This window comes from Shewanella carassii (genome assembly GCF_019670705.1).
Taxonomy (GTDB): domain Bacteria; phylum Pseudomonadota; class Gammaproteobacteria; order Enterobacterales; family Shewanellaceae; genus Shewanella; species Shewanella carassii.
Genome location: NZ_AP024618.1, coordinates 2,179,218 through 2,204,914 on the forward strand (window position 1 = coordinate 2,179,218; position 25,697 = coordinate 2,204,914).

General features: G+C 51.1%; 26 protein-coding genes. 15 read left to right on the plus strand and 11 right to left on the minus strand.

The annotated features are described in order from the left end of the window. The first annotated feature begins 1 nt into the window (after position 1). Positions 2 to 1,096 (plus strand): 3-phosphoserine/phosphohydroxythreonine transaminase, encoded by a 1,095-nt coding sequence (gene serC, locus K5621_RS09915; RefSeq protein WP_221051073.1) that lies wholly within the window; start codon positions 2 to 4, stop codon positions 1,094 to 1,096. 86 nt (positions 1,097 to 1,182) lie between these two features. On the opposite strand, the gene K5621_RS09920 is transcribed toward serC, so the two are convergent. Further along, entirely contained in the window at positions 1,183 to 2,379 is a 1,197-nt protein-coding gene (locus K5621_RS09920; protein ID WP_221051074.1) for an amino acid aminotransferase, read from the minus strand. 463 nt (positions 2,380 to 2,842) lie between these two features. On the opposite strand from K5621_RS09920, the gene aroA reads away from it, so the two are divergent. From aroA to K5621_RS09965, 9 genes are all read left to right on the plus strand, one after another. Further along, positions 2,843 to 4,123, plus strand: coding sequence for a 3-phosphoshikimate 1-carboxyvinyltransferase (gene aroA / locus K5621_RS09925; RefSeq protein WP_221051075.1), 1,281 nt, complete (start codon positions 2,843 to 2,845; stop codon positions 4,121 to 4,123). Positions 4,124 to 4,278: 155 nt separating this feature from the next. After that, the gene (gene cmk / locus K5621_RS09930; RefSeq protein WP_100143892.1) at positions 4,279 to 4,974 is read left to right on the plus strand and encodes a (d)CMP kinase; all 696 of its coding nucleotides are present in this window, start codon (positions 4,279 to 4,281) and stop codon (positions 4,972 to 4,974) included. Positions 4,975 to 5,073: 99 nt separating this feature from the next. Beyond that, positions 5,074 to 6,741 (plus strand): 30S ribosomal protein S1, encoded by a 1,668-nt coding sequence (rpsA, locus tag K5621_RS09935; RefSeq protein WP_025010414.1) that lies wholly within the window; start codon positions 5,074 to 5,076, stop codon positions 6,739 to 6,741. Between the two features lie 70 nt (positions 6,742 to 6,811). Further along, entirely contained in the window at positions 6,812 to 7,099 is a 288-nt protein-coding gene (ihfB, locus tag K5621_RS09940) for an integration host factor subunit beta (RefSeq protein ID WP_100143628.1), read from the plus strand. A 122-nt stretch (positions 7,100 to 7,221) separates the two neighbouring features. Then, positions 7,222 to 7,491 (plus strand): LapA family protein, encoded by a 270-nt coding sequence (locus K5621_RS09945; RefSeq protein ID WP_025010412.1) that lies wholly within the window; start codon positions 7,222 to 7,224, stop codon positions 7,489 to 7,491. Between the two features lies 1 nt (position 7,492). Then, on the plus strand, positions 7,493 to 8,653 hold the full coding sequence (lapB, locus tag K5621_RS09950) for a lipopolysaccharide assembly protein LapB (protein ID WP_221051076.1): 1,161 nt from the start codon (positions 7,493 to 7,495) through the stop codon (positions 8,651 to 8,653). Between the two features lie 21 nt (positions 8,654 to 8,674). Continuing rightward, complete coding sequence (gene pyrF, locus K5621_RS09955) at positions 8,675 to 9,370, plus strand: orotidine-5'-phosphate decarboxylase (RefSeq protein WP_221051077.1); 696 nt, start codon at positions 8,675 to 8,677, stop codon at positions 9,368 to 9,370. A gap of 71 nt (positions 9,371 to 9,441) precedes the next feature. Next, the gene (locus tag K5621_RS09960; protein ID WP_100143631.1) at positions 9,442 to 10,260 is read left to right on the plus strand and encodes an SDR family oxidoreductase; all 819 of its coding nucleotides are present in this window, start codon (positions 9,442 to 9,444) and stop codon (positions 10,258 to 10,260) included. 18 nt (positions 10,261 to 10,278) lie between these two features. Further along, on the plus strand, positions 10,279 to 10,824 hold the full coding sequence (locus K5621_RS09965) for a DUF2058 domain-containing protein (protein ID WP_221051078.1): 546 nt from the start codon (positions 10,279 to 10,281) through the stop codon (positions 10,822 to 10,824). A 93-nt stretch (positions 10,825 to 10,917) separates the two neighbouring features. Here the strand turns inward: K5621_RS09965 and K5621_RS09970 are convergent, their stop codons facing one another. The 3 genes from K5621_RS09970 to K5621_RS09980 form a co-directional block, all read right to left on the minus strand. Next, on the minus strand, positions 10,918 to 12,252 hold the full coding sequence (locus K5621_RS09970) for an anti-phage deoxyguanosine triphosphatase (RefSeq protein WP_221051079.1): 1,335 nt from the start codon (positions 12,250 to 12,252) through the stop codon (positions 10,918 to 10,920). 11 nt (positions 12,253 to 12,263) lie between these two features. Continuing rightward, the gene (gene yfbR, locus K5621_RS09975; protein WP_221051080.1) at positions 12,264 to 12,851 is read right to left on the minus strand and encodes a 5'-deoxynucleotidase; all 588 of its coding nucleotides are present in this window, start codon (positions 12,849 to 12,851) and stop codon (positions 12,264 to 12,266) included. A 110-nt stretch (positions 12,852 to 12,961) separates the two neighbouring features. After that, entirely contained in the window at positions 12,962 to 14,176 is a 1,215-nt protein-coding gene (locus K5621_RS09980) for a pyridoxal phosphate-dependent aminotransferase (protein WP_101058770.1), read from the minus strand. 574 nt (positions 14,177 to 14,750) lie between these two features. On the opposite strand from K5621_RS09980, the gene K5621_RS09985 reads away from it, so the two are divergent. Together K5621_RS09985 and K5621_RS09990 are read left to right on the plus strand one after the other, a co-directional pair. Further along, complete coding sequence (locus K5621_RS09985) at positions 14,751 to 16,133, plus strand: Na+/H+ antiporter NhaC family protein (protein ID WP_093982828.1); 1,383 nt, start codon at positions 14,751 to 14,753, stop codon at positions 16,131 to 16,133. Between the two features lie 250 nt (positions 16,134 to 16,383). Then, a complete protein-coding gene (locus K5621_RS09990) occupies positions 16,384 to 17,265 on the plus strand; it encodes a hypothetical protein (RefSeq protein WP_221051081.1) in 882 nt (293 codons plus the stop codon). Between the two features lie 111 nt (positions 17,266 to 17,376). Here K5621_RS09990 and efp read toward each other — a convergent pair whose 3' ends face one another. The 6 genes from efp to K5621_RS10020 form a co-directional block, all read right to left on the minus strand. Beyond that, positions 17,377 to 17,940, minus strand: a complete 564-nt coding sequence (gene efp / locus K5621_RS09995; RefSeq protein ID WP_100143637.1) for an elongation factor P — start codon at positions 17,938 to 17,940, stop codon at positions 17,377 to 17,379. Positions 17,941 to 17,985: 45 nt separating this feature from the next. Further along, positions 17,986 to 19,182 (minus strand): elongation factor P maturation arginine rhamnosyltransferase EarP, encoded by a 1,197-nt coding sequence (earP, locus tag K5621_RS10000; protein WP_221051082.1) that lies wholly within the window; start codon positions 19,180 to 19,182, stop codon positions 17,986 to 17,988. Between the two features lie 78 nt (positions 19,183 to 19,260). Next, on the minus strand, positions 19,261 to 19,788 hold the full coding sequence (fldA, locus tag K5621_RS10005) for a flavodoxin FldA (protein WP_100143638.1): 528 nt from the start codon (positions 19,786 to 19,788) through the stop codon (positions 19,261 to 19,263). Between the two features lie 54 nt (positions 19,789 to 19,842). Then, positions 19,843 to 20,112 carry a LexA regulated protein gene (gene ybfE, locus K5621_RS10010; protein ID WP_025010403.1) on the minus strand — a complete coding sequence of 90 codons (270 nt, stop codon included), beginning with the start codon at positions 20,110 to 20,112 and terminating at the stop codon, positions 19,843 to 19,845. A 14-nt stretch (positions 20,113 to 20,126) separates the two neighbouring features. Beyond that, positions 20,127 to 20,348 carry a DUF2788 domain-containing protein gene (locus K5621_RS10015; RefSeq protein ID WP_100143639.1) on the minus strand — a complete coding sequence of 74 codons (222 nt, stop codon included), beginning with the start codon at positions 20,346 to 20,348 and terminating at the stop codon, positions 20,127 to 20,129. Positions 20,349 to 20,428: 80 nt separating this feature from the next. Beyond that, positions 20,429 to 21,223 (minus strand): alpha/beta fold hydrolase, encoded by a 795-nt coding sequence (locus K5621_RS10020; RefSeq protein ID WP_100143640.1) that lies wholly within the window; start codon positions 21,221 to 21,223, stop codon positions 20,429 to 20,431. Between the two features lie 302 nt (positions 21,224 to 21,525). On the opposite strand from K5621_RS10020, the gene seqA reads away from it, so the two are divergent. Together seqA and pgm are read left to right on the plus strand one after the other, a co-directional pair. Further along, the gene (gene seqA / locus K5621_RS10025; protein ID WP_100143641.1) at positions 21,526 to 22,080 is read left to right on the plus strand and encodes a replication initiation negative regulator SeqA; all 555 of its coding nucleotides are present in this window, start codon (positions 21,526 to 21,528) and stop codon (positions 22,078 to 22,080) included. Between the two features lie 36 nt (positions 22,081 to 22,116). Then, positions 22,117 to 23,766, plus strand: coding sequence for a phosphoglucomutase (alpha-D-glucose-1,6-bisphosphate-dependent) (pgm, locus tag K5621_RS10030; RefSeq protein ID WP_221051083.1), 1,650 nt, complete (start codon positions 22,117 to 22,119; stop codon positions 23,764 to 23,766). 70 nt (positions 23,767 to 23,836) lie between these two features. On the opposite strand, the gene msrA is transcribed toward pgm, so the two are convergent. Beyond that, positions 23,837 to 24,316, minus strand: a complete 480-nt coding sequence (gene msrA, locus K5621_RS10035) for a peptide-methionine (S)-S-oxide reductase MsrA (protein ID WP_100143643.1) — start codon at positions 24,314 to 24,316, stop codon at positions 23,837 to 23,839. A 295-nt stretch (positions 24,317 to 24,611) separates the two neighbouring features. Here msrA and astE point away from each other — a divergent pair, with 295 nt between their 5' ends. Next, complete coding sequence (gene astE, locus K5621_RS10040) at positions 24,612 to 25,649, plus strand: succinylglutamate desuccinylase (protein WP_221051084.1); 1,038 nt, start codon at positions 24,612 to 24,614, stop codon at positions 25,647 to 25,649. The last annotated feature ends 48 nt before the right edge of the window (positions 25,650 to 25,697 follow it).

Here is a 25,697-nt window from a genome sequence, read left to right on the forward strand (position 1 = left end):
AGTGAGCACGATTTATAATTTCTGTGCCGGACCAGCCATGTTGCCGGCCGCGGTAATGCAAAAAGCCCAGCAGGAATTACTGGACTGGCAGGGGCACGGTGTCTCCGTCATGGAGATCAGTCACCGCAGTCAGGCCTTTATCGATCTCACCAAGGCAGCCGAATCCAGATTACGCTCGTTGATGAATATTCCCGAAGATTATCATGTACTGTTTATGCATGGCGGTGGTCGCGGTCAGTTCTCGGCTGTCGTGAATAATTTTTTGGGCAATAACGGCAGAGCCCTGTATTTGGAGAGCGGTCAGTGGTCAAGATCGGCCACGGCAGAGGCCAGAAAGCTGGCCGGAGATGACAGAATTGATAGCCAAAGCATTGTTGAAAAGAGCAATGGACTCAATAAAGTAACCTTACCTAAGCTGGAAGGTGATAGTGGTAAATATCGTTATGTGCACTATTGCCCCAACGAGACGGTAGATGGCATCGAAATTTTTGAAGAGTTGGAGTCCCCCTGGCCAATAGTCGCGGATATGTCATCCACTATCATGTCCCGTGAAATCGATGTCAGTCGTTACGGGCTCATTTATGCCGGGGCGCAAAAAAATATCGGCCCTTCCGGTTTGGCCATAGTGATAGTGCGTAAAGAGATGCTGGCTTTGCCGGCCATGCCACAGTCGTCCATCATGGATTATCGCTTGGCGGCCGAAAACGATTCCATGTTTAACACTCCCCCTACTTTTGCCTGGTATCTGGCCGCCGAAGTGTTTGAGTGGCTGCACCGGGTGGGCGGTATCGAGGCGATGGCAGAGCTTAACAAGGCCAAGGCAGAACTGCTTTACGCCTGTATCGATGAATTGGACTTTTACCGCAATGGTGTGGCGGTGCAAAACCGCTCGCGGATGAATGTGACTTTCCAATTGGCCGATGAGTCGCTCAATGGTGAGTTCCTGAAAGAGGCGGAGGCCGCAGGTTTGGTAGCTCTTAAGGGGCACAGAATTGTCGGCGGGATGCGCGCCAGTATCTATAACGCCATGCCTTTGGCCGGCGTTGAGGCCCTGGTTGCCTTTATGAAAGCGTTTGCGGCCAAGCACAGCAGCTGAACCCCGGCGAAAATCGCTTTATTGCAACAAATCCCATAAAAAAGCGAATGCCTCGGCATTCGCTTTTTTCATCTGACTCTCCAATTTTAACCTTGCAACACCTTGGCGATAGACTTGGCAAGGTAATCGACATTGCTATCGCTTATCCCGGCGATACTGATCCGGCTTGAATCCACCATATAGATACCGAACTCCTGCTTAAGTTGTTTAACCTGCGCGGGCGACACCCCAAGGAAGGAGAACATCCCTTTTTGGCGGGCGATAAAGCTGAAGTCCTGCTCGACGCCTATCGCCTTTAAACGCTCAACCAGGATGGCACGGTTACCGTTTATCCTGTCACGCATCACCTTGAGTTCATCTAGCCACTGCTGCTTGAGCTGATTGTCGCCGAGAATGGTTTCCACCAACGCGGCTCCATGTGCTGGCGGCATGGAGTAGAGGCAACGCACTACGTAAAGCAGTACCGACAAGGCGACATCGGCGGCAGCACTGCTGTTGGCTATGATGCTGCAGGCGCCGATACGTTCGCGATAAAGGCCAAAATTCTTTGAGCAGGAGGAGCAGAGCAACATGTCTTCCACGGCGGCCGCCATCTTGCGAACGCCGTAGGCATCTTCCTCGACACCGGCACCAAAGCCCTGGTAAGCCATATCGATTAGCGGGGTAAAACCGCGTTTGACGGCGACTTGTACCACTTGGTCCCATTGCTCTTTGCTGAGGTCCTGGCCCGATGGGTTGTGACAACAGGCATGCAGCAGCACCACATCGTTTTCACCAAGGGTGTTGAGTTTGGCGAGCATTTCATCAAACTTCAGCGCCTTGGTGGCGTAGTCATAGTAAGGGTAACGCTCAACCTTGAGACCGGCCGCCTCAAAAAGTCCGGTGTGATTGGCCCAGGTCGGATCGCTGACCCAAACGGTTGCGCCTGGGCGACAACGTTTAATAAAGTCGGCTGCGACCCGCAGCGCGCCGGTGCCGCCGGGAGTGGATACGCTGCGAATGCGTCCGGCGCTCAGGGTAGGGTGCTGCTCACCGAATGCCAGCTCGGCAATGAGCCGATTGAAATCACTGCTACCGGCGGGGCCGATATACACCTTGGTGGTTTCTGTAGCGGTGCGGCGCTGCTCGGCGGTTTTAACGCAGTCGAGGATGGGAGTATTTCCCAAGATGTCTTTATAGACACCAACGCCCAAATCAATTTTTTCACCGCGAGGGTCGTCGCGATATTGGCTGAGCAGCCCAAGAATGGGATCGGCAGGCATCGCCTTGAGTGTGCTGAACATAGGGTTCCCTGGATTGAATACTTGTTGAAGAGGATTAGCATAACGGCATTTTGGCTATTTGTTAACGGCTGGCGAGGCTGCAGCAAGCGATAGTCAGAGTGGTGCAACTGGCAAGCTGGGCTTCCAGGGTGTAAAGCTCAGTTGCAGGAAAGGAGAGTCGTTTCTCTGTATCACTTGTTGGAACGTCTATCGGAGAGTTAAAGAGCTTATTTAGCGCTAGTTGAATAATTTTCCGCTGAAATCGGCTTTTTTCAGCAAAAAACGGTTGAATCCCTGTGGCGCTCAGGTAACTTTAATGCCACGAACACTTAATTCAGGCCTATCAGCACTCGCTGTATCTAATCTTTTGTCTTGATTTACCGGTTTTATCTCATAATCGGTGACAAGGTCTTTTAACCCGCTTTGGCGGTACGTGGCGTGACGCTGCAACTCCGTCAAACACAGATGCAAGAATCCAAAAAAGATGAAGCAATTGCGACTGGATCCCATAAGTAAAATGCATGGGGAGGTCAACATCCCCGGCTCCAAGAGTATCTCCAACCGGGCGCTGCTATTGGCAACCCTGGCCGAGGGCACCACAGAACTGACCAATCTGCTCGACTCAGATGATATTCGCCACATGTTGGCAGCGCTCAAACAGCTCGGCGTGCAATTTGAGCTTTCCGAAGACAAGCGCCGCTGCAGCTTGCAGGGTCTTGGCGGCGCTATCAACAGCAACAAGCTGCAAGAGCTGTTTCTCGGTAATGCCGGCACCGCGATGCGGCCATTGTGCGCCGCGCTGACTCTGGGGAACGGTGAGTTTGTTCTCACGGGTGAACCCAGAATGGAGGAGCGGCCGATAGGAGATCTGGTCGACAGCCTCAAGGCGTTGGGCGCGGATATTCAATATCTGAAGCATCCCGGCTTCCCGCCATTAAAAATCAAGGCAACGGGACTCAGTGGCGGGGATGTGGAAATTGCCGGTAATCTCTCCAGCCAGTTTCTTACCGCGCTCCTGATGGTTGCGCCGCTGGCCGGTGCCGCTGTCAATATCAAGGTCAAGGGTGAACTGGTTTCCAAGCCCTATATCGATATTACTTTGGCCTTGATGGCGCAATTTGGTGTCAAGGTTATCAACCACGACTATCAGCGTTTTGAGATCCCGGCCGGTCAAAGCTATCTGTCACCGGGCAAGGTATTGGTGGAAGGCGATGCCTCATCGGCGTCTTATTTCTTGGCCGCCGGTGCCATCGCCGGCGGCGAGGTGAAAGTCACTGGGGTTGGCCGTCTCAGCATTCAGGGCGATGTCAAGTTTGCCGATGCGCTGGCCGCCATGGGCGCCGAGATTGAATGGGGAGATGACTTTATTATTGCCAGAGGCAGCCAGCTCAAGGGGATAGATATGGACATGAACCATATTCCCGACGCAGCAATGACCATAGCCACCGCCGCGGTTTTTGCCAAAGGGCCGACCCGCCTCAGTAATATCTACAACTGGCGTATCAAGGAGACAGATCGTCTCAGCGCCATGGCGACAGAGCTGCGGAAAATTGGTGCCGAGGTGGAAGAGGGCGAGGATTATATTTCGGTAAATCCACCAGTTACGCCCACGCATGCCGCTATCGACACCTATAACGACCACCGCATGGCCATGTGTTTTTCGCTGCTGGCGTTTGCCGATTGCGGCGTCACCATCAATGACCCGGATTGCACCTCAAAAACCTTCCCGGATTACTTCCAACGCTTTGCGGCCTTGGCCTGTTAAGCGGCTGAATTTCGGGCTGTTGACAGCAGCGGCTCGAAATTGGCCTTGAATTCAGCATACGGAAAGCATGCAGTTGATATATACTATTGGCCGCTCATTTTCGGTGAACTCATACTGTGTCCTCATGGAAGATGACAATTACTGCGGAGGAATTTATGTCTGAACGGGCGCCTGTTGTCACAATTGACGGCCCAAGCGGTGCGGGAAAAGGCACTATAAGTCAGTTGCTTGCCAACAAACTTGGATGGAAGTTACTCGATAGCGGTGCCATATATCGAGTGTTGGCACTCGCCGCTATCCACCACGATGTTGAATTGGATAACGAAGAAGCCATCACCCTGTTGGCCGCACATCTGGATGTACAGTTTCTGGCGGGAGCCGGAAGTGAAGCCATAAAAGTGGTGCTGGAAGGCGAAGATGTCAGTCAGGCCATTCGCTCGCAGGAATGTTCCGACGCGGCCTCAAGAGTGGCGGCGTTTCCCCGGGTGAGAGAAGCCTTACTCAGAAGGCAGCGTGCTTTCAGAGTTGCTCCCGGGCTTATAGCCGATGGCCGGGATATGGGAACCGTTGTTTTCCCACATGCACCGGCAAAATTGTTTTTGACTGCCTCGGCTGAAGAAAGGGCCCAGCGGCGCTATAATCAGTTGCAGGACAAAGGCTTCGATGTTAACATCGAGCGTCTTTTAACCGAGATCCAGGAAAGAGATCACCGGGATATGAATCGCGCCGTTGCGCCTTTGGTGCCCGCTGAAGATGCCTTGGTGATAGATACTACTGGTCTTGGAATTGATGCTGTGCTGGAGCTGGCGCTCAGGCACATAGTCGACAAGTTATCTGACATCAGTCTCTGAGACTGGTGGGATAGGCATTCGCCACAAGGAAGAGGCGAGTTATTTTACTGACTCCACGTTCAGGATAGATACGTGGTTTATTACTTAAAGTTAATTAACATGACTGAATCTTTTGCTGATCTGTTTGAACAATCCCTTCAACAACTGGAATTCCGCCCAGGTTCTATCGTTCGTGGTACTGTAGTTGCCATCGAAAACGGTATGGTACTGGTTGACGCCGGTCTGAAATCTGAGAGCCCAATCCCAGCTGAGCAATTCAAAAACGCTCAAGGTGAACTGGAAATCGCCGTTGGCGACCAAGTTGACGTTGCGCTGGATAGCGTTGAAGACGGTTTCGGTGAGACTCAACTGTCTCGCGAGAAGGCCAAGCGCCACGAAGCCTGGATCGTTCTGGAAAAAGCTTACGAAGATGCTGAAACTGTAATCGGTGTCATCAATGGCAAGGTTAAAGGCGGTTTCACCGTTGAGCTGAACGGTATCCGTGCGTTCCTGCCTGGTTCTCTGGTTGACGTTCGCCCAGTACGCGATACTGCTCACCTGGAAAACAAAGAACTGGAATTCAAAGTTATCAAGCTGGACCAGAAGCGCAACAACGTTGTTGTTTCTCGTCGTGCTGTTATCGAATCTGAAAGCAGCGCTGAGCGTGATGCTCTGCTGGAAAACCTGCAAGAAGGTCAAGCAGTTAAAGGTATCGTTAAGAACCTGACCGACTACGGTGCATTCGTAGATCTGGGCGGTGTTGACGGCCTGCTGCACATCACCGATATGGCTTGGAAGCGTGTTAAGCACCCATCTGAGATCGTAAATGTTGGTGACGAAATCAACGTCAAAGTACTGAAGTACGATCGCGAGCGCACTCGTGTATCTCTGGGTCTGAAGCAACTGGGTGAAGACCCATGGCTGGAAATCAGCAAGCGCTACCCAGAAAACACTCGTCTGACTGGTCGCGTAACCAACCTGACTGACTACGGCTGCTTCGTTGAAATCGAAGAAGGCGTTGAAGGTCTGGTACACGTTTCTGAAATGGATTGGACCAACAAGAACATCCACCCATCCAAGGTTGTTAACCTGGGTGACGAAGTTGAAGTTCTGGTTCTGGACATCGATGAAGAGCGTCGTCGTATTTCTCTGGGTCTCAAGCAGTGCAAGACCAACCCATGGGAAGACTTCGCTAACCGTTACGCCAAGGGCGACAAAGTTACCGGTAAGATCAAGTCTATCACTGACTTCGGTATCTTCATCGGTCTGGACGGCGGTATCGACGGTCTGGTTCACCTGTCTGACATCTCTTGGAACGGTAGCGGCGAAGATGCTGTTGGCGAGTACAAGAAAGGCGACGAAATCACTGCAGTGGTTCTGTCTGTTGATCCAGAGCGTGAGCGTATCAGCCTGGGTGTTAAGCAGACTGAAGACGATCCATTCAACGCCTACCTGGCCGACAAGAAGAAAGGTACAATCGTAGTTGGTACTGTTACTGCTGTTGACGCCAAAGGTGTGACTGTTGAGCTGGCTGACACTGTTGAAGGTTACATCCGTGTATCTGACATCAGCCGTGACCGTGTTGAAGATGCATCAAGCGTCTACAATGTAGGTGACAGCGTTGAAGCCAAGTTCATGGGCGTAGATCGCAAGAACCGTGCAATCAGCCTGTCTGTACGTGCTAAAGACGAAGCTGAAGAAAAAGAAGTGATGGCTAACCTGAACAAGCAGGACGACGCTATCATGACTAATGCAATGGCTGAAGCGTTTAAGGCAGCTCGTAAGTAAGTGCCTGTAGTACAGGGGGCTTGCCCCCTGTTAGGTGACTGTGTTTGGCTTGATAATAGGGGTAGCTAGGATGACTAAATCCGAACTGATCGAAAAACTCGCCAGTGGGCAGTCGCAACTGTCGGCGAAGGAAGTCGAAAGTGCAATCAAAGAGATGTTGGAGCAAATGGCAAAGACATTGGAAAGCGGTGATCGTATAGAGATCCGTGGCTTTGGCAGCTTTTCACTTCATTATCGTGCACCTCGCACTGGTCGTAATCCCAAGACGGGAACATCAGTGGAGTTGGATGGCAAGTACGTCCCGCACTTTAAGCCAGGCAAAGAACTGCGCGAACGCGTTGACGCATATAGCCGTTAATCGCTGTTGTATTAAAAGCCTCCGAAAGGGGGCTTTTTTATGCCTGGAGCTTGGCTAAAGCTGGTCAGCCCAGTCAAATTACTGGATAATCAGAACATTGAAACGCGTTTATGGAGTGCAACGTGAAGTCATTTGTCGCAACCGTACTGGTGGCAATGCTGTTTGTAGTGGCACTGGTATTTGGCTCCCGCAATGAACAGTTAGTCACCATCAGTTATTTTGTGGCACAGGGAGAGTTCCGCTTACCTGTGGTGCTGGCCGTGGTATTTCTGGCAGGCTTTATTCTCAGCTGGATCATCGCCTTCTACTACATCATGAAGCTGAAACTTTCATTGCGTAATGCCCGCAAGAAAATCCAGACCTTAACTCAGCAGCAGGGGCAAGACGCCTAGTATGCTCGAACTTCTCTTTCTGTTGTTGCCAATTGCTGCGGCTTACGGTTGGTACATGGGCCGTCGCAGTTTGAGGCAGAAACAGAATTCAGCACAAAAGAAACTGAGCCGAGATTACTTTACCGGGCTTAACTTTCTGCTCTCCAATGAGTCGGACAAGGCGGTTGATCTCTTTATCAGCATGCTGGATGTCGATGATGAAACCATAGACACACATCTGTCGTTGGGTTCCTTGTTTCGCAAACGGGGTGAGGTAGACAGATCCATTCGTATTCACCAAAACCTGATAGCCCGCCCCAATCTCGCTACCGAGCAAAGAGACATGGCGATGATGGAGTTGGGCAAGGACTATATGGCCGCCGGGTTCTACGATAGAGCCGAGGAGATTTTCCTTAACCTGGTCATTCAAGACGATCACAGCGAAGAAGCGGAAACCCAACTGATCTCCATTTACCAAATTACCAAAGAGTGGCAAAAGGCGATTGATATCACCAAGCGCTTGCCACGTAAACGCCAGCAGGGTCTTAAACCCGTCATCGCCCATTTCTACTGTCAATTGGCCGAAGAGTCTGGCGACGAAGCAGGAAAACTCAAGGGTTTTCAAGCCGCGCTCAAGCAAGACTCTCAATGTGGCCGCGCCTTGTTGTCACTGGCCAACGCTTACCTGGATGCTGGGCAATTGCCTCAGGCCAAACAGATGCTCAATCAACTGATTGACGCCGATGCCGAGCTTTTCGCCGATGCGCTTGTCTGCGCGCGTCAACTCTATCGGGAACTCAATGATATTGAAGGTTATCGAGAACTGTTAACACATGCGATAGACAAGGGCGCGGGTGCGTCGGTTGTGGTGGCATTGGCGCAACGCATGATAGAAGACGGCGATATCAAAGGTGCCGAAGACATGGTGATGGAAGCTCTCTATCGTCACCCAACTATGCGCGGTTTCCAACATTTGATGCAGATGCATATAAAACAAGCTGAACAGGGCCAAGCCCGCGATAGCCTGGCGATGTTGGAAAAACTGGTAGAGCAACAAATTAGATTCCGTCCAAGCTACCGTTGCCGGGAATGTGGATTCCCGGCACATACTTTGTATTGGCACTGCCCATCTTGCAAAAACTGGGGCAGTATCAAACGGGTACGCGGCTTGGACGGAGAATAACCCTCAGATAACGGAGTAAAAATGACAGAGACACCTATTGTGGTCGCCTTGGACTTTGATAATAAATTCAAAGCATTGCAGCTTATTGATAAGTTGGATCCGTCTATGTGCCGCCTTAAGGTAGGCAAAGAGATGTTTACCCTGTTCGGGCCTCAACTGGTGAAAGAGATCCATGACCGTGGGTTTGATCTGTTTCTGGACCTGAAGTTTCACGACATTCCCAACACAGTGGCCAAGGCGGTTGCTGCCGCCGCCGAAATGGGGGTGTGGATGGTGAACGTTCACGCCAGTGGCGGTCTCGCCATGATGGAGGCTGCCCGCCGGGCACTGTTGCCTTACGGAGATAACGCCCCCTTGTTGATAGCCGTTACTGTGCTGACCTCAATGAGCGACGATGAACTCAAGCTTATTGGTGTTGAAGGCAGTGCTGAAGATCAGGTTCTCAGGCTGGCGCGCCTGACGCAAACAGCCGGTCTCGATGGTGTGGTCTGCTCGGCCCGTGAGTCCAGTATGCTCAAGGCCGAACTTGGCGCCGATTTCAAACTGGTGACTCCAGGTATTCGTCCGGCGGGCAGTGATGCCGGCGATCAAAAACGCATCATGACCCCGGCCGAAGCGATGGCGGCGGGCTCAGATTATCTGGTGATAGGTCGCCCCATTACTCAAGCGGCCGATCCTTTGGCGACACTGCAGGCGATACATCAATCGCTAGCATAAACTTGTGACATACCGGCGACTCGCAGTATGGACCGGAATAACGAATGAACAGTGGATAGGAGAGAAGCTCAATGTTCGATTATCAGGGTAAGTATGTAGTGGTCGTCGGGGGTACCAGCGGCATTAACCTCTGTATCGCCAAGGCGTTTGCAGTTGCCGGTGCCCATGTGGCGGTTGCCAGCCGTAACCCGGAAAAAGTGGCAGCCGCGGTGGCGTTATTGAATGAAGCCAATCCGCAAGGTCAACATCTGGGCCTGAGCTTCGATGTCAGGGATTTGCCGGCACTAGAGCAAGGCTTTGCCGTCTTGGCCCAGAGTTTCCCGTATATCGATGTGCTTGTCAGTGGCGCCGCCGGCAATTTCCCCGCCAGCGCCGCCAAGCTCAGTGCCAACGGTTTTAAATCTGTCATGGATATCGATTTGCTGGGCAGTTTTCAGGTGTTGAAGCAAGCCTATCCTATGCTTAAGCGCCCTGGCGCCAGCATTATTCAAATTTCGGCGCCGCAGGCGTATATTGCCATGCCGATGCAGATCCACGTTTGCGCCGCCAAGGCGGGCGTCGATATGTTGACCCGCACTCTGGCTTTGGAATGGGGGCCTGAAGGCATACGGATAAACTCCTTGGTACCCGGGCCGATTGCCGGTACCGAAGGGTTTAATCGCTTGGCGCCGTCGGCGCAGTTGCAGCAACAGGTGGCCGAGAGTGTGCCGTTAAAACGCAACGGTGAGGGCGAAGACTTGGCCAATGCTGCACTCTTTATGGCATCGCCAATGGCTTCCTATATTACCGGAACCATATTACCGGTTGACGGAGGTTGGTCGCTTGGCGGTGCCAGTGCGGCCATGAGTCAACTCGGGGCACTGGCGGCAAAGCAAGAATCAAGTAAGTAGCAAGAGAGAGATTATAAAATGGCAAACGCATTACAGGAACAGTTGCTCAAGGCGGGGCTCGCCAGCAAGCAAAAAGTTCGCGATGTCAAAACCCAAAAGAAACGTAACCGCAAGTCCAATATTGATGACGGCTCTGCTGAGCTGAAGGCGCAGATCGCTCAGCAGAAAAAGCAGCAGGCAGAAAAGGACAAGGCGCTCAATGAACAACGCTTTGCCGAGGCCACAGAGAAAGGTCTGGTCCGCGGCCTTGTCACCGAAGTTAAGCAAAATGCGGTGGCGCTGCCGAAAGATGGCGAGATCAAGTTCAACTATACCCTGGAGAACAAGATATACCCCTTGTATATCAATGAAAAACTTCAGAGTCAGTTACTCGGTGGCCGTTTGGGGATAGTGCGAATTGAGCAAAGCAGCTATCTGGTGCCCCATAAGCTCGCCGAGCGGGTCAATTTGCTGGTACCCGAATGGTGTGGTTATTTGTGGCAAGCCGAGAACAATGCAGAGCAAGTGTCGAAAGAGGATGACCCTTACGCAGATTATGTTATCCCCGATGATCTCATGTGGTAATTGCTGTTTTCGTTAACAGTATAAGGCCCGCCCAGTTTGGCGGGCTTTATTATTTTAAGTTTGCAGGGCAGATATGGAGTAATAAAACCGCAATCAATAATTCTGGCTCAAGTCTATGATGGCACCCCCCTTGGGGCTAAACAGTTGTTGATGCAGCCTGGCGGCAAACTCATCTGTCATTCCCGAAATATAGTCTGCTATCACTCTGTGGCTGTTTTCCCCTTTGCTGTTAGCCTGTTGCCAGCGTGATTGAGTATTATGGGGCAGGAGCCTCAGAGGATCCGAGGCAAAGGCTTCAAACAGCTCCATTACTATCTGCTGCCCCTTGTACTCCAGCATCTGGATCTCGGGCTTACGTACCACATGTTTAAGTACAAACTGCTTCAATAGTTCCAATAACTCGGCAAAGGCCGACTCCAACTTGGCATTGAATCTCAGCAAGGGTTCGGCAAAGTCCGGAGTTTGGTCGATTCTGATGGCGGTGACCAGCGCATTTACCAAGGTTCCTATGGCATCCTTTCGCAAGTGATGTTTGCGAGAAAACAGCTTGAGCTCAATATTCCCGAGCTGGCTTTGGATCCATTCATCTTCAATGGCTTGCAGCGGGGCACGCATATCCTCTTGCCAATTCGCGCCAGTGACAATTCCCATCACTATGGCATCTTCGAGATCGTGCACCGCATAGGCGATATCATCGGCCAGCTCCATAATGGTGCAGTCGAATGACTTGTAGCGGGTGCGATGGTGCAGCCCTTCGCCCGGGCTATAGTGGCTGAGAAAGCCTTGCTTGTCTTTACTATCCAGCGGCTCAAGCACCCAATCGAGGATAGCTTCATCATCATCGAAAATCCCTTTGACCGGCGGCCATTGGCTCGGCCTTAACTGACGATAGTGACTCAGTTCCGGCTGGGGTCTATCGATTCTCAGCGTACGTACCGGCGCTGGGTATTTGAGTACACCGAGCAGGGTACGCCGGGTTAGGTTCATGCCAAAGTGTTCGGTATAGGGTTCGAGCCGGGTAAGAATTCTGAAGGTCTGGCCATTGCCTTCAAAGCCGCCGTGCTCACGCATCATGTAGTTGAGCGCCACCTCGCCGCCATGGCCATAGGGTGGGTGGCCGATATCGTGGGCGAGACACAGGGCTTCGAGCAGACTCATGGAATCGAGCAAAAAGGCCATTTCGGGATAGCGCTGCTTCAACTGGGCGGCTATGCCCGTGCCTATTTGCGAGACTTCCAGTGAGTGAGTCAGGCGGGTGCGGTAAAAGTCGTTCATGCCCACCCCAAGTACCTGAGTCTTGGCCTGCAAGCGCCGAAAAGCGGCAGAGTGCAGAATTCTGGCTCTATCTCTCTGATAGGGACTGCGATTATCGTCGCGGCGCTGACTGTTATTGGGCTCGCGTCTGGCTTGCCAGTGGGCTTGGCTCATAATCTCTCCTGCTAGAGCAGTTGATTGATCTCATCCAGATCAAGGGTGAAACTGGGAATGAAATGCTCGCGAAAATACGCTACTGCCGGGTCTGGGTTGGCATCCAGCATGGTTTCGAGGCGCTTGCGAGCACTGTTGAACTCGTTATTGCCTGCGCGCTTTTCTTCGAGACACTTGAGATAAGCGCACAGAGTATCGGCGGACTTGACCAACTTGCGATGGCTGAGCTCGTCGCTATCACTGATAAACAGCGAGCGGTAATCGTCACGAAACTCTTCGGGCACCATCTCCAGCAGCCTGGCCTCGGCTATGGCTTCAATCTTCTTGTATTCGGCTTCTATCTCGGCATTGAAGTATTTGACCGGGGTGGGCAGATCGCCGGTAAGAATTTCGCCGGCATCGTGAAAGATGGCCAGGGTCACGGCGCGATCCGGCGAATATTGGCCATTGAATTTACGGTTACTGATGATGGCCAGCGCATGGGCCACCATGGCGACCTGCAATGAGTGTTCCTGCACATTCTCGGTGCGGACGTTATACATCAAGGGCCAACGCTGAATTAACTTCATCCTGGCCAGGTGGGCAAAAAGGTGACTCATACAACTTCCCTAAGTTTTTTGCGCGTTTCCCTTACTTTACCTCAGTGGTTAAAGGCTGTCAGTGCCGGACGGGGATAAAAAAGCCGCCTCGATGGGCGGCTGGCATTGTGTTATTGGCGGTAGTACTCGAGGAAGTCACCGAAGGCGAGCAGGGCCCGCTGTAAGTCTTCCTTATGAGGCAGGAACACCACTCGCAGGTGATCCGGCTCCGGCCAGTTAAAGGCGGTACCCTGTACCAAGAGAATTTTCTTCTCTTTTAGTAGATCCAGCACCAGGCGCTCATCGTCCCTGAGACCGAAACGCTTGCTGTCGAGGCGGGGAAATGCATACATGGCGCCCTTGGGTTTCACCACGCTGACGCCGGGAATTTGATTGAGCAGCTCATAACAGATATCCCGCTGCTGAGTCAGGCGGCCATCGATGGCGGTAAGCTCATTGATACTCTGATACCCCCCCAATGCGGTTTGAATCGCATGCTGATTGGGCACGTTGGCGCAAAGACGCATAGAGGAGAGCATCTCCAGCCCTTCAATATAGCTGCGCGCCGCCTTGAGATTGCCGGACAACATCATCCAACCGACCCGGAAACCGGCGGCTCTATAGGCTTTGGAAAGGCCATTAAACGTCACGGTAAGAATATCATCCGACAGACTACAGGCTGGGATATGCACAGCGCCATCGTAAAGAATTTTGTCATAGATCTCATCGGCAAACAGTATGATGGAGTGCTGCCGGCACAGCTCAACAATCTCCAGCAACAGTTCGCGACTGTATACGGCACCGGTTGGATTGTTGGGGTTGATGATCACAATTCCGCGGGTTCTTGGGCCAATCTTGCTCTTGATATCCTCAAGATCGGGAAACCAGTCGGCCGCTTCATCGCAGCGATAGTGGCGCGCCTTGCCGCCGGCCAGGTTAACCGCTGCGGTCCACAGTGGATAGTCAGGGGAGGGAACCAACACCTCATCGTCGGTATTGAGTAGCCCCTGCATGGCCATCACAATCAATTCGGAAACACCATTACCTATATAGATATCTTCGATATCGACACCGAAGATCCCCTGGGACTGGTAATGCTGCACTATCGCCTTGCGGGCAGAGAACAAACCTTTGGACTCACAATACCCTTGGGCCGATGGCAGGTTGAGGATAACGTCACGAACTATCTCTTCCGGAGCTTCAAAGCCAAAGGGGGCCGGGTTACCTATATTGAGCTTAAGAATACGATGGCCTTCATCCTCCAACCGACGCGCTTCTTTATGTACCGGCCCTCGAATATCGTAACAAACACTGTCGAGCTTATTGGATTTGATGATTGGCCGCATTACTACCTCGAAACTGGCTGATATGAAAGAGTTTAACCTTCGGCACAATACCTAATTTCAAGCGGCTTATAAAGGGGAATAAGTCCCTATTTCTATTTTTTATCAGAACTTTCATCTTTTAAATGCAAAAAAATACCTCACAAAAAAGATGATGAAGCTGAATTGCGCTTCAATATTGGAGTTAAAAACTGTTTAAAGGTGTAAACGCTAGCAGTTGTCACAATACAGTTTCGGCAATATTTGAAATAAAAAGGCAGTTTAACTGAATGCTTATATGTCAGCCATGACAAACGGGCGTAAAATGTGCATATAAAAGCTATTGAATCATATGGAATTTTTTCAATAATTGCCTGCAAGGTCAAAATTTGCACTGACTGACTCAATTTATGGTTGACTCATATCCAGTTGCGCATTATTTTCTGCGCGATGTTTTTAGCAAGGCTCCAACAAAAGCGACCAGTTGTTACTGTCCGTCTGGCGGAAAGCCGTAAATAAAGCAGTTGTTTTGGCGGTGTCTCAACACCCCACATGACTTTATAAGGCCGCAAGGCCACCTTTTTGAGGACCTAAGTGCATGTCTGAGCCGACAGCGTTAAGTCTTGTTCCCCCGATTGTCGTATTGGTGCTGGCCATTTGGTTGCGTCGTCCCATCCTGGCCTTAATCATAGGTGCCGTCAGTGGTCTGTTGCTTCTGGACCCCAGTCAGGTACTGAATAACTTCGCCGATATCTCACTCAAAGTGATGGCCGATGAGACCATAGGATGGTTAATCCTGGTATGTGGCAGTTTCGGTGCCCTGATAGCCTTGTTGGTGCGCACAGGTGGCGCCTTGGCCTTTGGCCGTAAAGCGCTCAAACTTGCCAAAGGGCCACGCTCATCTCTGCTGATGACCTTTGTGCTCGGCCTGGTGATCTTTATTGATGATTACCTGAATGCACTCACGGTCGGCGAAACCATGAAGCGGGTCACCGACAGGTTCAAGATCTCCCGTGAGATGCTTGCCTATGTGGTCGACTCCACCGCAGCACCTGTGTGCGTCTTGGTACCGTTATCTACCTGGGCGGTGTTCTTTGGCGGGCTATTGGTTAACAACGGTGTGGCCGCAGAAGGCGAGGGGATCCAAATCTATATGCAAGCGATCCCTTATATGTTTTACGCCTGGTTGGCGGTTGCCATGGTGCTGCTGGTCATCCTTGGCATAGTACCGGCCATAGGGCCGATGAAAAAGGCGCAGCTCGCGGCGGCGGCCGGCAGTCCGGCCAAAGAGCAGACAGATTTTGACGAGGTTCAGACCTCGGATGAATATGCCGTACGTGCCATGGAGGAGGAGTTCGAGCAGGCGGATAAGCAAGGACAATTGCACAATTTCCTGGTACCCATTTTGCTGTTGGTTGGTTTTACCGTCTACTTCGATATCGATGTCTGGAAAGGCTTGTTGGCAACCTTGGTGATTACTTTGCCATATTACGCGGTGCAACGTTTGATGCCCTTATCCGAGATGATGGATCAGATGATAGATGGCTTCAAAAGCATGTTGCCGGCCATAGGCACAGTTATCGCCGCCTTTGTTTTCAAAGATGTTTGCGACCAACTGTTGCTGCCTCAGTATGTGATTGAGTCCCTGAGTCCCTTTATGACGCCTAAACTCTTGCCTGCAGTGGTGTTTGTGGCCATGGCAATTCTGGCCTTCGCTACCGGGTCCAGTTGGGGAATTTTTGCGGTGACCATTCCTATTGTGATGCCGCTGGCTCAATCTGTGGGGGCCGACATTCCTCTGGTGATAGGTGCCTTGTTGTCGGCTTCATCCTTTGGTAGCCAGGCTTGCTTCTACTCAGACTCCACCGTTCTGGCGGCGCAAGGATCGGGCTGTAATCTGGTAAGCCATGCGGTGACACAGTTACCCTATGCCTTGATAGCGGCAGTACTTACCTTTATTGGCTTCATCATAGTTGCATGATTAGTCGCGTGATTAGTTGAATGACGGCTGTTTCATAAGCCTGAGCCTACCAATAAAAATCCCCAAGGTTATGCCGCGGGGATTTTTTATCAAAGGTTTGCCGCAAGAAATCATCAATAAAAGCGGACACAAAAGGTTCAATAGCTCGACATATCAAACGCTTCCCGGCAGTATTGTGAATAACGATACAGGGAATTTGCCTTCTATGGTGTTTGTAAGTGAGTACCATAAGGCTCAAGGACGGAGCTGTATGCATATATTCTTTGCCATTACTGCGCTGCTGTTATTACTCATAACACCTCTAAGCAGTAACAAGAGCCGTTGGTTTACTCCATCTCCTCGCCAGGCTATGGCTTTTATCAGCGTTCTTTGGCTAATTGTCTGGGGCTGCTCTGCAATTTTCAAAACTATACTTCCCGATGCTTCAGGCTCAGGTGTGATAAGTGCTATTGCAGGCTTGGTACTGGTTATTTTGCTTATTTTTGCCGGTATCTTAATGATTATCCGGATGGATGGAAAACACAGTGCCAAACGAAGTGCGGCACTTAAGGTTTTTCTCGCCAAACAGCGGCAAGATTATGCTCAAACCCCTTTGATTGAACATTTTAATGTTACTCAAAACCAGGATACTGCAGGTCAGCTCATCTCCTTGAAAGCGGAGATCGTTTTTAAACGCGATCCCTTAATTGAAGGCCGCAACATTAAGATAATTGCCTTCGTGGATACCAATAGCCAGACTCAAGGGGCTTCCCTTTATGAAAATGTACTCTTCTCATCCCGCATGGCACTCCAGTGCCAGTCGGAAAGTACACTCGTCTACCAAGTGGAGATAGCGGCTGCAGAGATAAGGAACGAGCTGAACCGAATAAGAGGCAGGTTGAAAGACAGTTCAAATGAAGAGTTAATGGGGAAGGATGAGAGTGATATCAAACTCGACTACTCTGTGTATGTAATCGGTCCTGATTATATTACGGAGCTCGCTGAGAAACCCGGTATCTGCTTTACCTCTTTGTCTGATGAGGCGCTCGCTTTGCGGGACTATTATCCGGGAGGCTCACCTTATGAAGCAGCTTACCCTGCCTTATCGAATGAAAAGTTAATGCTCAATACCCGTTTGCGACTGGCATGCTAATAACAAGCCATTAAATCAAAGCGGAAATTTAATTCGGTGTTCTTATGAATTTTTCAGCGGCACAAAAAAGCCAGCAACGATGCTGGCTTTTTACAAAGGAGGGCGATTTAATTAAACGCGCTTCTTGAATTCACCGGTGCGGGTATCGATTTCAATCTTGTCGCCTTCTTTAACGAAGTCGGCAACCATCACCTTCAGATCTGTACCTACGATAGAAGCAGGCTTCATTACCTTACCTGAGGTATCACCACGGGCGGCAGGTTCAGTGTAACCTACTTCGCGAATGATAGTGGTAGGCAGTTCTACAGAGATGGCTTTACCTTCGTAGAAGGTAACCTGACAGATCTCTTCCATTCCATCAACTATGTAGTTGATGGCATCACCCATGTTTTCGGCTTCAACGTCATACTGGTTGAAGTCTGCGTCCATAAAGACATACATAGGATCAGCAAAGTAAGAGTAGGTGCACTCCAGGCGCTCAAGCTGGATATCTTCCAGTTTGTCATCAGCCTTGAATACAGTTTCAGTGCCGGAACCTTGCAGCAGGTTCTTCAGCTTCATCTTTACCACAGCAGCGTTACGGCCGGATTTGTTGAACTCGGTCTTAAGTACAACCATAGGGTTGCCGTCAACCATGATAACGTTACCTGCGCGGACTTCCTGAGCAGTCTTCATTACGTATGTTCCTATATAAGCGGTTTTTCAATTCAGCGCAGAATCTTAGCCGTTTTTGGCCATTTGCACTAGCCTGTTTGCCAGATCTGCTTCATTTATTGCTTCAGCCGGCCACTTTTTGGCATGTTGTAGCAGGGTCGGCATGGCAGAATTCAGAGCTTGCCAGCTTTGGCAAGCTTGTTCACCCTGACCGCAGTTGAATGCCGTATTCAGCGTTCGCCAAGTTTGGGCGACAGGGGGAGGCAGATTATCGCAGTATCGTGCCATAAAAGCATCCAATTTTACCAGATGTGCTTGTTCTTCCTGTTGATAGATATGCCAAATAAAGGGTTTTGCGGCCCACTGAGCGCGTAAAAAGGAATCTTCGCCGCGAACTATGTTGAAATCGCAACTCCACAACAGGCGATCATAACCATCTTGATCTGTCATCGGCAGGATTTGCACCTTGAGTGCGCCGCGGCTGAAACTCTGACCGGCTTGCCAACTGGCGGGATCTTGCCAGTCGACTTTGGGTCCGGAGTCCTGGTTAAATTGCTCAAGCAAAGGCGCGAGGCAATCCAGGCTACGCCCCTTGGGAACTAACAGTTGTACTCGCCGCTCACTCTGTTGCCAAAGCTTAAGCAGCGCTGGCAAGGCTGGGGTCTCGTAGCTGAACAGGCTGATGAGGTAATCATCAATGGCAATATCACTAAGCCCCAGCTCGGCAAAGTGGGCCATGGCGTGCTCAGGCGTTGCTTGCCAGGCATCACGTTCGCTAAACAGAGACTGCTCGCAGATGAGCCCGCCTGACTTTGGGGTAAAGCCTGGGAAGAAAAAGGTCTTCTTGACCCCTTTGAGTGCCGGCGAACTGAGGCCATGACAGTCCTCTATCCAGCTCTCGGCGCTGAGATAATCTAGGTTTATCCACTTGGGCGCCTTGGCAAGCTCAGGCAGGCTTGTGAGCACTTCCGAGGGCAAGTCGCAGGCAAAGGCTTCTATCAAGACTTCGCCCGGTAGCCAGGCCAAGGGCAGGGGGGCGCACCAGTGGATGACTTCAACTCCACCAAAGTGTTGACTGACTAGAGTCGAGTTAAGTTCGGGCAAAATATGCGCGAAGCTGTTGAGATCATCGACCCACAAACGTACCTCAATGCCGTATTCGCTGACCAGTTGCCGCGCCAGGCGCCAGGTAACACCTATGTCACCATAGTTGTCTACCACAGTGCAGAAGATATCCCAATGACGCTGATTGTCGACTTGCATTGTGTTTCCATGTTCCAGAGTGATAGCCAATAAAAAGGCGGCCATAAAGGCCGCCGGAGAAGTATCTGGGAGCGGATATTAGTCTTCCAGCTCAGCCAGGCACATCTCTTCGTATATCTGTTTAACCCAGGCGTCGACGCGTTCTTCGGTCAATTCGGGTTGACGGTCTTCATCTATACCAAGACCGACAAAGTGCTTATCATCAACCAGTCCCTTAGAGGCTTCGAAGTTGTAGCCTTCTGTTGGCCAGTGGCCAATGACTATTGCGCCGCGCTCTTCAACGATATCGCGGATCATGCCCATGGCATCGAGGAAATACTCGGCATAGTCTTCCTGATCGCCGCAACCGAAAATGGCTACCAACTTATCGGTAAAATCTATCTGCTCCAGCTCAGGGAAGAAATCGTCCCAGTCACATTGAGCTTCACCATAGTACCAGGTGGGGATCCCGAAGATTAGCAGGTCGTATTCGGCGATCTGCTCTTTGGTGCTCTTGGCGATATCTTTCACCTCAACCATCTTCTTACCCAGTTTCTTCTGGATCATCTTGGCTACAGCTTCGGTGTTACCTGTATCGCTACCGAAAAAAAGACCTACAGTTGCCATTGTCTTTCCTTTAATGTCTAGTTCGCTATCTACTTCGATCTTTCCTGACAGGGGCTAACCTAACTGCTCCTGAAGGATCAATTCTATTAACTGGCTGCGGCTGATGTTACTGGCCAAAGCCTTCTCATTCAAGGCGTCATATAAATCTTGTGACACTTTTAACTCTATTCGTTTCAGACCCTTTGCCCGATCCCGCATGATCTGGTTACGTTTATTCACCTTGAGCTGCTGCTCGCGGGGCAAAGGATTGCTTCTAGGCCGTCCGCGGCGCTTTTCAGTGGCAAAAAGGTCTATGGTGGTTCTGTCTGTTGCTTCTTTTGCCATTTGAAATCTGATGTTTAACCTATACCTGAGCCTTCCCAGGTCATTTGAATTATTCCCTTGGCGACAAAGCCTGCACAGCCAAGGAAGAGTACTAACCAAACAATAAAGCGACCAAACTTGGGCACATTACCCTGCTTGAGCACATCCCTGATGGCCATACCGATAAAAAAGAAAATTGCCGCGAAAAACAGATCCAGCCCTATGGCTTCTATCTGCTGCATATACTGATTTAACACGCTGCAACTCCTGGTGTTCCCTTACCCAAAAGAGGCGGGAATATAGCATATTGGTTCGGGGGCTGCTACCGCATTTACCCTCAGTTAGGTCCTTGTTCTTGCTCGGTACTGGTAATGAAATCGGACACAATACGGTTAAATATCGCCGGTTTCTGGGCGTGTAACCAGTGTCCGCAACCTTCCAGAGTTTTAGCTTTCACTTGCGGGAATTGAGCGATGATCTGCTCTTTGTAATCGCCTGTGACATAATTTGACTCGCCGCCCCGGAGCATCAAGGTGGGTCCCTGATAGCTCAATTGGCCACCGCGGCGCTCTGGGCCATTATGCCAACCTATGATCGCCGGATAACTGTCAATCAACCCCGGCAGATTCATCTTCCACTCAAACCCTGACTCGGTGCGGCGCAGGCTCTTGAGTAGAAATTGCGCCGTCGCTTCATCGATCTCATGATTTAAAAGATGTGCCAGCGCTTGACGTCTGTCTTTAATATCCAGCGGCATACTGCTCAGGCCGGCAAACACTTTTTCATGTCTCGGCGAGTAGGCCACAGGCGCGATATCGGCGGCGGTCAGCGATTGTACTCGCTGCGGATAAGCCAGCGCGGTTGCCATGGCAATCTTGCCGCCCATGGAATGGCCCACCAGATGTACCTTGTCTATAGCCAGCTCATCGAGCAGAGCCACAAACGCTTTTGCAAGGGCTGGATAGTCCATCTGTGGCCAATGTTCACTTTGACCGTGATTGGGACAATCGACTCTTATCACTCGATGATTTTGCTCAAGCTGGGCCCCGAGCGATTTGAGATTATCCAAATCACCGAATAAGCCATGGATCAGCAACACCGGACTCCCGCTTCCGGTCGAGACAAAGTGCATACGCCCCCCTTTACTGTGAGAGTTTGTTGCCAGCATTCGGCAGGGGGCAAATTCTGCGACAAAGGTCAGTATTTGACAAGGATGGATGCGGATTTAACACTGGATTTGACCGCTTTTTCAACAAATTGGCTGCGCAAGTCTTAGGTTTACAACTCAATTCTCGTATTTTGGTATGATTCAGCCTTCCACCGCTGGCGAGTTATGGCATACTTTGAGCCAAATCGCAGCTGCGCCCCAGAGGGGCTTTGACGGCACAGTCATAAAGGCTGCATAGAACAAGCAGAAATTAAAGGAATCGGGCCATGAAATATATTGAGGTGGATGAGGAACTGTATCGCTTTATTGCCGGGAAGACCGAAAGGATTGGCGAAAGCGCATCGGATATTCTTCGTCGACTGTTAGGCTTGGATGCTACCGCAGTTGAGCCCAAGGCTCCGGCTGATATCAGCCAGCCAGGAATGGAGCAGGGCTATCGTCCCAATGCATTACCCGAAGTAGAGTCCACTCTGGACTTTGACAACCTGTTTAGCAGTGCGGCTATCGAAGCCCAAAAGGGGGCCGTTGGCCGGTTTCTGTTCGCCCTCGAATGCCTGTACAACCAAGACCCCCGCGGTTTTGAACAAGTGCTGCAAGTTCAGGGGCGTGACCGCCTCTATTTTGCCACTTCGAAGGAAGCCTTGCTCAAGGCCAGTAAGTCTGCCAACCCCAAAGAAGTCGGCAGCAGTGGTTTTTGGGTGACCACTAATAACAACACTGCCAAGAAACACACTATATTGTCTGAAGTCCTTGAAAAGATGGGGTGCAACGGCAGCAAGGCTAAAGCCATTGCCGATAAGGCGTTGCCGCTTAAGGCGTAAATCTGTATTTCAACATCGCCATCAAGGAGTACTGTTTTGGCTATTCATGAGCGGGCCGGTAACAAGGCCACGCAGAACGATCTGGTTAATATTCCGCGGCTGATGAGCCACTATTACCGAATTGTCCCCAACTGTGATGACCCGGCCCAAAGAGTGAGCTTTGGCACCTCTGGGCACAGGGGCAGTTCCTTCAGCGGCAGCTTCAATCAAAACCATATCTGGGCCATAACCCAAGCTGTGGTAGATTACCGCCAATCCCATGGAATTGAGGGTTCACTCTATCTGGGCATGGACACCCATGCCTTGTCTGAGGCGGCTTATATTTCTGCCATCGAAGTCTTGCTGGCCAACAATGTGAAAGTGGTGGTGCAAGAAAACCAAGGCTTTACGCCTACGCCTGTCATCTCCCATGCCATAGTTAGCGCAAACCGAAATGCCCACGAGCTTAGCGATGGCATTATTATTACCCCGTCTCACAACCCCCCTCAGGATGGCGGAATTAAGTACAACCCGCCCCATGGTGGGCCGGCAGAAGGTGAGATTACCGCCTGGATTGAACAGCGAGCCAACGATTATCTCAAGGCGCAGCTGGAAGGGGTCAGGAAACTCAACTACGGCGTAGCCGCCAGTATCGGACTCATCAAAGAAACCGATCTTATTGAGCCCTATGTTGCCGATCTCGCCTCTGTAGTAAATATGCAAGCCATCAAAGATGCCGGCATTCGCATAGGTGTCGACCCTTTGGGCGGCTCAGGTATCCATTACTGGCCACATATTGCCCGCCGTTATGGGGTGAATATCACAGTGGTCAACGACCGGGTGGATCCCAGCTTCGGCTTTATGCCACTGGATAAAGACGGCAAAATCCGCATGGACTGCTCATCGCCTTTTGCCATGGCAGGCCTGCTTAAGCACATGGATGAGTTCGATATCTGCCTTGGCAACGATCCCGACTACGACAGACATGGGATAGTCTGCCCAGAGACAGGGTTGATGGACCCCAACCACTTTTTGGCAGTGGTGATAGATTACCTGCTGGAGCACAGACCCGATTGGCCGCAGACGCTGCAGATCGGCAAGACCTTGGTTTCCAGTGGCATGATAGACAAGATAGTTGCCTCACACGGGCGCCAGCTTTGTGAAGTGCCGGTTGGTTTCAAGTGGTTTGTCGGTGGGTTGAGTGAAGCCAGCCTGGCCTTTGGCGGCGAAGAAAGCGCCGGCGCCGCCTTCCTTCGACGTGACGGCACAACCTGGTGCACGGATAAAGACGGTTTTATTCTCGGACTGCTGGCCGCTGAGATCCTCGCCGTGACCGGCAAAAATCCAGCCGAGCGTTATGCAGAACTGGCTGCTATACACGGTCATTGCTTCTACAAACGGATAGACAGTCCCATCAATGCCAAGCAAAAGGCGCGTTTTGCCACCCTCAATGCAGATACTCTGGGGGCAGAGACTTTGGCCGGAGACAAGATTAAGGCGGTACTGACCAAGGCCCCTGGCAATGATGGTGCCATTGGCGGTATTAAGGTGCTAACCGACAACGGCTGGTTTGCCGCCAGACCTTCAGGCACTGAGGCACTCTATAAAATTTACGCCGAAAGCTTTGTCAGCGAGCAGCATCTGCAGCAGATACTGGAACAGGCGAGAACGCTGATAACCAGCGCCCTAAAAGGCAAGCCGAACTGAGCTTAAGAGATTGCCAATTCAGTAAAAAAGCGCAGCCGTGAACACAGTTGCGCTTTTTTATTCCCGGGGATCAATATTCAAGATGGCAACTGGGCAGGTTATTCTTCTGGATATAATCCTGATGATATTCTTCCGCACGATGAAACTGTTTCACTGGAACAATTTCTGTCACTATGTGCCGCTGCCCCCACTTACCACTACGAGCCAACGCCAGTTTCGAGGCCTCAGCCTGCTCCTTCTGCTCTTTGCTGTGAAAAAAAATCACGCTCCGATACTGGGTGCCGATATCACCGCCTTGGCGATTGAGACTGGTGGGGTTGTGATTGCTCCAGAAAACTTGCAGCAGCTCGTTAAATGAAACCTGGGCTTCATCGAACTCCACCTGAACCACTTCGGCATGGCCGCTGTTTCCCTGTTTGACCTCTTCATAGCGGTTGATTCTATCATCACCGCCCATATAACCACTGCTGGCGTTTAATACCCCGGGCACCTGGCGAAAGAAATACTCCACCCCCCAAAAACAACCGCCACCGAATGTTGCTACCGCCATTGAACTTATCTCTAGATGTCTGGATGGCCAAATTGTGCATGATAAGCTTTCCCGGCACAAGTGGTGTATTTGTTGGAGTAGCTTTTTTCTTCCTTAGTTAGATAAGGATTATCTGAAACCCGTTCGCGAGCCTAGCATTGGATAGCTTTAGTCACATCACCAATTTAATAAGCTGTGATACTATGAAACCTTGCTCTCCGGCGCTGGTCTCAACTAGCAAACGCACTGCGACAAATGCCCAGGAGGCAGCGTTAATGGAAACAACAGCCAAAGCGGCAATAAGAAGGAGTATTTCGTGTTACAAGCCTTGAAGGATAATCCTGACTTCCTGTCATTGACTCTAAATAACCCCAATTCACTGGAAAGCGTTAGCGGCACGCTTGGCGACCACACTCGGATAGCGATTTGGGACACAGGAGTCTTGCTGTTTGAACCTCTGGACAACCAGAGTGATAAAGATATCGTGCTGTCATCCGGGGTACACGGCAATGAAACTGCACCTATTGAACTGTGTAATGGCATTATCAAGTCGCTGTTGAAGCAAGAGATACGGGTAGGGCAGCGAGTACTTTTCATGTTCGGTAACCCGGCGGCAATTAACCGTGGCACCCGTATTGTCGATGAAAACCTCAACCGGCTGTTCAGTGGTGAACATTCCAATTCCCCCGGGCTGGTGAACCCGGAGCGGATCCGCGCCAAGAAGCTGGAAAATTATGTCACACGTTTCTTCGAAGACGCACCGCAAGGGGCAAGACAGAGGATCCATTACGATCTGCACACCGCCATTCGCGGCTCCAAGCATGAAAAGTTTGCCATCTATCCCTATCGACCGGGTAAGGCTTACAGCCGTGAACAATTGATGTTCCTGGAGGCGGCCGGAGTCGATACCGTGTTGCTGCATCATGAACCCACAACCACTTTCAGCTATTTCTCGTCAAATCAGTTTGGCGCTGACGCCTTTACCATTGAGCTTGGCAAGGTTTACCCCATGGGACAAAACGATATGACACGTTTTATCGCCACCCGGGAGATGCTGAGCCGTTTGATCTGCAAGCAATCGCTCGAACTCGAGGAACAGGCGCTTGAACGGGTCAATATCTATCAGGTCTGTAGGGTCATCAATAAGCAGGCCGACGACTTTGAATTTACCTTCGCCAGCGATGTGGAAAACTTCACCGCTTTCCCCAAGGGTTATGTGCTGGCGCGGGAAGCGGGCCGGGATATTCGAGTAGAGCAGGACTCGGAAGCTGTGGTGTTTCCCAACGCCAAGGTGCCCATTGGCCAACGAACGGTGATCTGCCTGGTTCAGGCCACAGAGGTGCCATTGGCCTGAATTGTAAACCAATATATACGCACCGATCCCATGCTAGTTGGCAAAGCG

Coding starts and splice junctions, on each gene's coding strand:
- yfbR (WP_221051080.1), bottom strand. CDS start 12,851: ATGAGTCACCTTTTTGCCCACCTGGCCAGGATGAAGTTAATTCAGCGT.
- ihfB (WP_100143628.1), top strand. CDS start 6,812: ATGACTAAATCCGAACTGATCGAAAAACTCGCCAGTGGGCAGTCGCAA.
- rpsA (WP_025010414.1), top strand. CDS start 5,074: ATGACTGAATCTTTTGCTGATCTGTTTGAACAATCCCTTCAACAACTG.
- K5621_RS09980 (WP_101058770.1), bottom strand. CDS start 14,176: ATGCGGCCAATCATCAAATCCAATAAGCTCGACAGTGTTTGTTACGAT.
- ybfE (WP_025010403.1), bottom strand. CDS start 20,112: ATGGCAAAAGAAGCAACAGACAGAACCACCATAGACCTTTTTGCCACT.
- K5621_RS09960 (WP_100143631.1), top strand. CDS start 9,442: ATGTTCGATTATCAGGGTAAGTATGTAGTGGTCGTCGGGGGTACCAGC.
- cmk (WP_100143892.1), top strand. CDS start 4,279: ATGTCTGAACGGGCGCCTGTTGTCACAATTGACGGCCCAAGCGGTGCG.
- fldA (WP_100143638.1), bottom strand. CDS start 19,788: ATGGCAACTGTAGGTCTTTTTTTCGGTAGCGATACAGGTAACACCGAA.
- K5621_RS09920 (WP_221051074.1), bottom strand. CDS start 2,379: ATGTTCAGCACACTCAAGGCGATGCCTGCCGATCCCATTCTTGGGCTG.
- pyrF (WP_221051077.1), top strand. CDS start 8,675: ATGACAGAGACACCTATTGTGGTCGCCTTGGACTTTGATAATAAATTC.
- aroA (WP_221051075.1), top strand. CDS start 2,843: ATGAAGCAATTGCGACTGGATCCCATAAGTAAAATGCATGGGGAGGTC.
- K5621_RS09965 (WP_221051078.1), top strand. CDS start 10,279: ATGGCAAACGCATTACAGGAACAGTTGCTCAAGGCGGGGCTCGCCAGC.
- K5621_RS09970 (WP_221051079.1), bottom strand. CDS start 12,252: ATGAGCCAAGCCCACTGGCAAGCCAGACGCGAGCCCAATAACAGTCAG.
- msrA (WP_100143643.1), bottom strand. CDS start 24,316: ATGGCGGTAGCAACATTCGGTGGCGGTTGTTTTTGGGGGGTGGAGTAT.
- efp (WP_100143637.1), bottom strand. CDS start 17,940: ATGAAGACTGCTCAGGAAGTCCGCGCAGGTAACGTTATCATGGTTGAC.
- seqA (WP_100143641.1), top strand. CDS start 21,526: ATGAAATATATTGAGGTGGATGAGGAACTGTATCGCTTTATTGCCGGG.
- K5621_RS09990 (WP_221051081.1), top strand. CDS start 16,384: ATGCATATATTCTTTGCCATTACTGCGCTGCTGTTATTACTCATAACA.
- lapB (WP_221051076.1), top strand. CDS start 7,493: ATGCTCGAACTTCTCTTTCTGTTGTTGCCAATTGCTGCGGCTTACGGT.
- earP (WP_221051082.1), bottom strand. CDS start 19,182: ATGCAAGTCGACAATCAGCGTCATTGGGATATCTTCTGCACTGTGGTA.
- K5621_RS10020 (WP_100143640.1), bottom strand. CDS start 21,223: ATGCACTTTGTCTCGACCGGAAGCGGGAGTCCGGTGTTGCTGATCCAT.
- K5621_RS09985 (WP_093982828.1), top strand. CDS start 14,751: ATGTCTGAGCCGACAGCGTTAAGTCTTGTTCCCCCGATTGTCGTATTG.